Consider the following 7,428-nt stretch of genomic DNA (forward strand, 5'->3'; position numbering starts at 1 on the left):
CACACGACCTCATAACCGCCGTGACCAGCAGTTACCCCAGAACGCAATAGCCCTGGCCCCGACCGCGACCACGCGATCGGTGAGGCGGAGTGGGAACTACAGCACTACCCCACTCTGCAAGCACTGTGGGCGAGCACCCCCCAGCGCAGCACCGTCACGCTGGACCGTGCAGACTGATCACCCGAGCGCGACTGCCGCACCTGGATACGGACACCGGTGATCACCTCCGGCGCCACGTGCGGCGCTGACCACACTCGGCACCGGCACTGACGACGATCCGGCGCAGTCGCCGCATGTGGTCCAACATATACCTCAATTCGGCAGATCCGGAAGGCAATGCAACGCACGTCGTGATGGGGAGTCCGCCATGGAGGGACAGGCGGCGGGCTGCTGCGGCCTCCGAGCCGGTGCGGCCCAGCCCGTCCTGCTACGCTGGCGCCCATGCTTCTGCGCCGTTTTCCGGCGCGAACGCCGCGCGTGGGGGTTCCCCCCTCGGACACCATTATCTGTGGATATCCACGCGAGGTCGACTCCCGTCGCGTGGGGCTCCGAGGCGACGGGCGGCGTTTGCGCGCACCAGCCGTCGGGAGTCGCTGCTACCTGCGTTGACAGCACTGCATCCTCGACGGTGGGGGCAGCGGTGAGTGGCGCCCGCCCCCGTCCTCGGTTGCCCCACGAGCACCTCGTCGAGGCGCTCGTGCCCGCCCCGCTGCCGGTCGCGTCGCCGGAGCCGGCGCCCCTGCCGAGGTTGCCGCCCGCCGGTCGGACTGGCGGTGGGGTGCTGTTCGATGTGGCCCGCCCCGATGCGGCCGGCCGGGTCACCGCCCGGCTCCTGCTGCGTGCTCTGGGCTGGACGCCCGGCCTGACGCTGCACGTGGACGTCGTGACCGGCGACAGCGCTGTCGTGATCACCCCGGCCGCCGACGGCGCGCACGTCGTGGGAACCCGAGAGGAACTGCCCCTACCGGCCGCCGCCCGGCACCTGTGCGGCATCCCCACCGGCGAACCCGTGCTCCTGGCCGCCCTGCGACGCCAGAACCGCATCGTCGTGCACCCCTCACACACCATCACCGTTCTCCTGGCAGACCTACATGCCCGCATCCTGGCAGAGCCCCGATGACCGCCGACCCCGAGCGCGTCGCCACCGCGCGAGCACTGCTCGTACACCTCGGCCTCAATGCCGCCGACCTCACCGGCACCGACCCGCCTACCGTGCCGACAGTCGCCGACTACCTTTCTGTCGTCGACGCAGCGGCGAGCCCGGGCACCCGACGCACCTACGGCAGCTCCTGGCGACGAATGGCCGCCGCCCTGGGCGATCGGCGCATCGACGCGGTGCGCGCCAGCGACGTCGAAGCCCTCATGCGACAGGCCACCGTCGGCGCCCGCTCCCGCCGCAACTCCCGCCACGGCCGGCACGCCGGCGAGCACTTGGTCGCCGCTGCCCGCGCCTTCTACAACCGGGCGATCGCCGACGGGTATCTCGCGGCTGTGGACAGCCCCGCCCACCGGATCGGCAAACCGCGCCGGCTGCCCAACACCCGCCGCGCCCTCACCTCAGACGAACTGTGCGACATCAACGCCGCTGCGCGTAGCGGCGGCAACGACGTCATTCTCGACGCGCTGCTGCTGCGTCTACACACCGAAACCGCCTGTCGCCGCGGCGGAGCGCTTGCCCTGCGCCTGATCGACCTCGACACCGACCTTGCCCTCATCCGGCTGACCGAGAAGGGCGGCACCCAACGCTGGCAACCCGTCACCCCGATGCTGGCTGACCGTCTCGCGGAGCACGCCCGCGCCCGCGGGGCCGTCGCCCCGACCGACGCGCTGCTGCGCTACCGCAACGACCACCCCGCCAGCTACCGCCGCTACGACCTGCTATGGGCGCGCATCGGCCGCCAGCTGTCGTGGGTCGCCGCCCAGGGCATCTCCACCCACTGGCTACGCCACACCACCCTCACCTGGGTGGAGCGCCACTTCGGCTATGGCATCGCCCGCGCCTACGCCGGACACACCGACAGACGTGGACCAGCCACCACCACCTACATCAAAGCCGACCTCCACGCCGTCGCCACCGCCCTTGCCGCACTCACCGGCCAACCCCACCCACTCGCGAGCCGGCACGACGTCGACCTGCCGGCCATCTGATCCGGCGAGCCTGGCCAGGCCGAAGAACTCACCCCGGGGATCATCACCGCAAGGCCGACCATCGCGCCCCGATGACGGCCCTGACCGCACTGTTAGGAAGTGTCGGGCTGCGAGGTGTCGCCGGGGCCGCCAATGTCGCCGGCGCCGGCGGGATCCGTCTCGCACCACGGCGACCAGAGTCGAGATCCACCACGCCGCCGTCCACAACCCGTAGCCGTATACGAATTAGTCGATCAACAGGTTCGTGTCCCGGCGACGTGCAGAGGTACCCGCGCCCGTCGCTCCGCGAACATCCGCACATCGTCCTCGTAGACGAAGTGCGGCCCCGGGCGGGGGAGCACGCAGCGCGGCACGCGCCAGCGGCCCCTGCACATCCGTGGCGCAGAGGGAGGTCGCGACCCGTGGCGACATCTCGCTGGCGAGGTGGAAGCCCCACCGCTGGCGTTCCCGGCCCGCGGCGGTGCCCATCGACGTAGAGCATCACCGCCCCAGCGCTCCGATCACCGGCCATCAGCCCAAGCTCAGCACGTGCGGTGCCGTAGGTGACTCGGGTGGCCACGCGGTTGTCCCTTGATGACACGACCTACCCGCGAGACCGAACAACTCGTCCGTCCGCTGGTTCCCGCCGCGTTTCCCACGCGCCCGGACCCAATCCCGATGCCGATACCGGCATTGCCCGCCCGCAGCTACCTGCCGAGGACCACCAACCCTTCTGAGCTGCTGCTGGGGATGGCTCTTCCCGCACGCTGCGGTCGAGTAACCGCGCAGCAACACCTACGCGCGCTGGCCTGGGGTCCGGGACACCGCCTTGATATCCGGCCCGCCCGGGGAATGCTCGTCATCGCGGCGTGCGAAAGCGGCCGGCACCAGGTGGGCAGTAGAGGTGAGCTGCCGTTGCCCGTCAGTGTCCGGCAGATGTGCCGGTTCGAGCCGGGGCAGCCGGTGCTACTCGCCGCCCTTGTCACCCACGATGTGCTCGTCGTTCACCCTGTCAGCGCCGTCGCGCGTCTGCTCGCCGATCTGCACGCCGATCTGGCGGGAGGCGATCGTGACCGCTGACGTGACTGCCGTCGCCGCCGCCCGTCAGGTCCTGGCCCACCTGGGCGTCACCGTGGCAGACCTTCAATCCCATCCCGAGACGCTGGAAGTTCTGCCGACGATCGCCGAGTACCTGCCCCGTGTTGTCGCCGCTGCAGGACCCGGCGCCCGCCGCACGTACGGCACCTACTGGGACCGGATGGCCACAGCATGGCCCGGCCGACCGTTGGACACCATCGCCGCCAGCGACGTCGAGGCCTTGAAACAGACGATGATCGCCAGCGCGGTGCCGCGGCGCAACAGCCGCAACGGCCGGTACGCCGGCGAGCACGTGATCGCCGCCGCCCGCGCCTTCTACACCCGCGCCATCGCCGACGGTCTGATCGACGCCACCGCCAGCCCTGCGCACCGTGTCGCGAAACCCCGGCGTCTACCCGGCACCCGCCGCGCCCTGACCCCACACGAACTGGAGGAAGTCAACGCGGTAGCGCGTAGCAGCGGCAACGACGTCATCCTCGACGCGCTGCTCTTGCGGCTGCACACCGAAACCGCGTGCCGTCGGGGCGCCGCGCTGGCGCTGCGGCTGGTCGATCTCGACACCGCCAACGGACTCGTGCGGCTCACCGAGAAGGGATCCACGGTCCGCTGGCAGCCGATCACCCCCGATCTCGCCGAACATCTGCGCGAACACGCTCATGCCCGCGGCGCCGCTTTCCACACGGACCGGCTCCTGCGTAACCGCGCAGGTCAACCCATCACCAGCCGTCGTTACGATCACCTGTGGAAACGCCTCGGGGAGCGCCTGCCGTGGGTCGCCGTGCACGGCATGTCCACCCACTGGCTGCGCCACACCACCCTGACCTGGGTGGAGCGACACTTCGGCTACGGCATCGCCCGCGCCTACGCCGGGCACACCGATAGTCCAGGATCGTCCACCACCACCTACATCAAGGCTGACCTGCACAACGTCGCCAATGCGTTGTCCGCCATGACCAGCCAGCCCCACCCACTGGCCGCTGTAGCGGACCACGCCGGCCCGGGGACGGCGTACCACCGGCGCTGTTCGCCTATCTCCGTTCAGCCGATAGCCGCGTGTGGTGCCAGGTAGAGCGACTCCGGGATGTATCAATGCGGCAGGCGAGCGATCCTGGCAGTAGTTATCAGACTCCGTTCGATGATGTCCTAGGAAGCTTGCAGGGGTTGAGGCGTCTCACGTGAGGGACGCAACATCCCACCCGCGATGCCTTCTCCCGGCATCCGCGAAGACTGTGCCAGTGCCGCCGGGGTGGATGTGTCGGCAGCCGGGTGTTGCGGGGCTCGCCAGCGGGGAGACGGTAGTCTGCAACCAGCAATGCCCTGGGTTCGGAGGTGAGGTTCGCGCTGTGGGTACCGGCTACGAACCGATGAGCCTGGCGGTGCTGGCCGCCCATCTCACGTCCGCGGACAGCGATCGGATCCGTTGGAAGCTGGTGTGGGAGTTCCTGGAGGAGTACCGGTGGGAGCCGGCCGACATCAGGGTCGGTCTGTTGGAGGATGAGCCGGGGCTGACCGGGGACGTGCGGTGGGATGCGTTGCTGGCGGCGCTGGCAGAGCACCTGCTCGCGCAGGCGGATCTTGCTCCACCGGCGTGGGTCGAGGTGCGGGTGTTGCGTCGGGCCTGGTTCCCGGCCGAGTTGGCCATCCACCGCGCCGATGCCCTGGCGTGGGCGCCGGCCGCGTTCCGCAAACATGGCGTGTATGTGTCGGTGCATGATTTGGCGGCGGCGTGAGCGGGTCGGACGGCGTCCTGATGGGGCGGCCGGAACTGGAGCGCGCGTTCACCCGCCTGGGCGAGCGACTTGTCCGCCGCGGCGTGGTCGCTGACATCTTCGTGGTGGGTGGTGCCGCGATGGCGTTGGCCTATGACGCGAAGCGGGTGACCCGGGACGTCGATGCGATGTTCGTTCCGCATGGCGTCGTCCTCGACGAGGCCCGTGCGGTGGCCGACGATCTGGGACTGCCCCCGTGGTGGCTCAACGAGCAAGCCAGCGTCTACGTCTCGGGCAAGGACGATCCGGGTAAGCGGCGGGTCTTCGACCATCCCGGGCTACGCGTCATGGCGGCCTCACCGGAGCACATCTTCGCGATGAAGGCACTCGCGGCGCGGGCCCGCGACGTGGACGATCTACGCACCTTGGCGGCGCTGTCCGGTGTCGCGACGGTGGACGACGCCGTGCGCCTGTGCAGCGACTTCTACCCCGACGAGGTGATCTCACCGCGGGCCATGGGAGTCATCCGCGAACTCTTCGAATGAGTCGGTGGCGGCAGCCTTAGCACTCGCGCGGACGCGACCCGGGGTTACGCGGTGTGCAGCCACCCGACCAGGAGATCGGGCTGGTTGACGCTTGCCGTACCGCCCATGGAGATCACCTCGATGCGATACCTCGCCCCTGAGCAACGAGGCAGGCACGTACGGCCAACTCCGCCCAGGCCAGCGCCGACGCCGCAGCGCAGTCCGCCACCGCCGCCTCAGCGGCCGCGCGTCGTGCCCGCGCCGACTCCGAGGCCGCCTACCAGGCCAGTTGGGATGCCCGCCAGGCTGCCCAGGCCGCCGGTCAGGACGCCCTCGCCGCCGACCTGGCGGCCAAGGAGGCCGCTCGGATCTACACCACCAGGCTTGAGGAGTACGAACAGCAGCGCCGCAGCGTGGAGACCGGTAGCGGTAGCGACTATGTCGGTACCGCCGCCGATGAGCACAAGACCTGGGGTTGTCTGGTCCCTAAGCCTTCGCTCGCCAAGGACTGCCTGAACGTCTACGGCGACTTCGCGTTGGCCGTCAAAAACCCGGTCATGTGTGATGTGCCGGCCAACATGGACCGTCCCGGCTGTCTGATGCTCGGCGACCCGAACACGTTCGTCGACGAAACCCCGAGATGGTCCTGGACATGCTCCAGTTCGTGCTGATGGCGTGCGGTCTGCGCCGGGGCCGGCGAGGTGTGCAACGGAGTCGATGCGGCCGTCTCGTTCGCTCGCGGCGACTGGGTCGGTGGTCTGCTCGGGCTAGGCGCCATGGTGCCGGTCCTCGGCTACGGCGCTACGAGCGTCAAGGGTGGACGTGCCGCCGACAAACTCCGGGACATTAACAAGGTCATCGAGGCACTCTCCAAGTGCAACAGCTTCGCCCCCGGCACACGGGTGCTTCTGGCGAACGGAAAGACCAAGCGCATCGAGGACGTCAAGAAGGACGACCTCGTTCTCGCCACCGATCCACGATCGGGCCGTACGGCAGCGAAACCGGTGAACGGGACCATCTACGGCATCGGTGAGAAGCGGCTCGTCGACCTGACCTTCGACCTGGACGGGGACGGGGACGGCATGCTCACCGCAACCACCAACCATCCCTTCTGGGCTCCGGACGCGAACGCCTGGGTCGACGCCGGCTCGTTGACGCCGGGGCAATGGGTTCATACCTCCAGTGGGATCCGGGTGAAGGTGGCGGCGATCGCCGCACGCACCGCCAGCGCGGAGGTCTACAACCTCAGCGTCGCTGACTTCCAGACGTTCTACGTTGTCGTCGGGGACACCTCCGTCCTGGTGCACAACTCCGGCATCTGCGGAAACCGCGTTGTCGCCCAGGGAGACTGGCAACACGTGCTGGACCGCCACCGGCATGGTGGCAAACTGGTCGACGACGAGGCCGGCCTCTTCGTCGGCAAGGAAAAATTGGTCCGGCAGCGCGTGGTGGACACCATCAACCGTGGCACTCCGAGGAACAACACCCCCGACCCGATAACCAACGAGCCTCGCCCAGGAAAAATCTTCGAGTGGGACTTTGGTCAAAAGGTTGGAGAGAGCGGGAAGGCCAACGGCCGTACCGAGTTGACCAAGGTGTGTGGTGGTCAATGAAGACAAGCTTGTGACGGCCTACCCGTGCTAGACGCCGACCCATCGGAAAGGACGAACATGATTCGACTGACATTTTCCGTCCCTGAGACCGGGTCTCCATGACGAGACACGTGGCGGCTGCCGGATGGTTCAGACCCCGCCTCCGTCTCAGAAATGGATCTCCGCTACAAGCACTTCGGAGCCCAGGTGGAGTTCGTCATCGACGACATGACGGTTATCTCCAAGGCGGGCCACGTGACGTTGGTGGATCTCGCGCTTTCCTTTCAGAGCGCCGAGCGGAGGCTCTCCTCCGGAGACACGGCCGTTTCATGATCGATTGTGGCTGTGAGTGATGGTGCCCGTGTCGGCGTGTCGGAT

Annotated in this window: 9 protein-coding genes; all 9 read left to right on the forward strand. The window is 68.5% G+C overall.

Going from position 1 to position 7,428, the window contains the following annotated elements; all coding sequences use genetic code 11:
• The first annotated feature begins 667 nt into the window (after nt 1-667).
• The 9 genes from ACFHWY_RS27435 to ACFHWY_RS27475 all read left to right on the forward strand — a co-directional run bounded on the left by ACFHWY_RS27435 (nt 668) and on the right by ACFHWY_RS27475 (nt 7,383).
• Nucleotides 668-1,120, forward strand: coding sequence for a hypothetical protein (locus ACFHWY_RS27435; protein ID WP_416583145.1), 453 nt, complete (start codon nt 668-670; stop codon nt 1,118-1,120).
• On the forward strand, nt 1,117-2,148 hold the full coding sequence (locus ACFHWY_RS27440; protein WP_416583146.1) for a tyrosine-type recombinase/integrase: 1,032 nt from the start codon (nt 1,117-1,119) through the stop codon (nt 2,146-2,148). Before ACFHWY_RS27435 ends, ACFHWY_RS27440 begins: the two co-directional genes overlap by 4 nt.
• 831 nt (nt 2,149-2,979) lie before the next feature.
• Nucleotides 2,980-3,207 (forward strand): hypothetical protein, encoded by a 228-nt coding sequence (locus ACFHWY_RS27445; RefSeq protein ID WP_416583147.1) that lies wholly within the window; start codon nt 2,980-2,982, stop codon nt 3,205-3,207.
• Nucleotides 3,197-4,294, forward strand: coding sequence for a tyrosine-type recombinase/integrase (locus ACFHWY_RS27450; protein WP_416583148.1), 1,098 nt, complete (start codon nt 3,197-3,199; stop codon nt 4,292-4,294). Before ACFHWY_RS27445 ends, ACFHWY_RS27450 begins: the two co-directional genes overlap by 11 nt.
• Nucleotides 4,295-4,568: 274 nt before the next feature.
• Nucleotides 4,569-4,955, forward strand: a complete 387-nt coding sequence (locus tag ACFHWY_RS27455; RefSeq protein ID WP_416583149.1) for a hypothetical protein — start codon at nt 4,569-4,571, stop codon at nt 4,953-4,955.
• Nucleotides 4,952-5,479 (forward strand): DUF6036 family nucleotidyltransferase, encoded by a 528-nt coding sequence (locus ACFHWY_RS27460; RefSeq protein WP_416583150.1) that lies wholly within the window; start codon nt 4,952-4,954, stop codon nt 5,477-5,479. The genes ACFHWY_RS27455 and ACFHWY_RS27460 overlap by 4 nt, the downstream gene beginning before the upstream one ends.
• A 392-nt stretch (nt 5,480-5,871) precedes the next feature.
• Nucleotides 5,872-6,129 carry a hypothetical protein gene (locus tag ACFHWY_RS27465; protein WP_416583151.1) on the forward strand — a complete coding sequence of 86 codons (258 nt, stop codon included), beginning with the start codon at nt 5,872-5,874 and terminating at the stop codon, nt 6,127-6,129.
• A 30-nt stretch (nt 6,130-6,159) separates the two neighbouring features.
• A complete protein-coding gene (locus ACFHWY_RS27470; protein WP_416583152.1) occupies nt 6,160-7,071 on the forward strand; it encodes a polymorphic toxin-type HINT domain-containing protein in 912 nt (303 codons plus the stop codon).
• A gap of 186 nt (nt 7,072-7,257) precedes the next feature.
• On the forward strand, nt 7,258-7,383 hold the full coding sequence (locus ACFHWY_RS27475) for a hypothetical protein (protein WP_416583153.1): 126 nt from the start codon (nt 7,258-7,260) through the stop codon (nt 7,381-7,383).
• Nucleotides 7,384-7,428: the final 45 nt, after the last annotated feature.

Source organism: Micromonospora sp. LOL_024 (genome assembly GCF_048060415.1).
Classification (GTDB): Bacteria; Actinomycetota; Actinomycetes; order Mycobacteriales; family Micromonosporaceae; genus Micromonospora.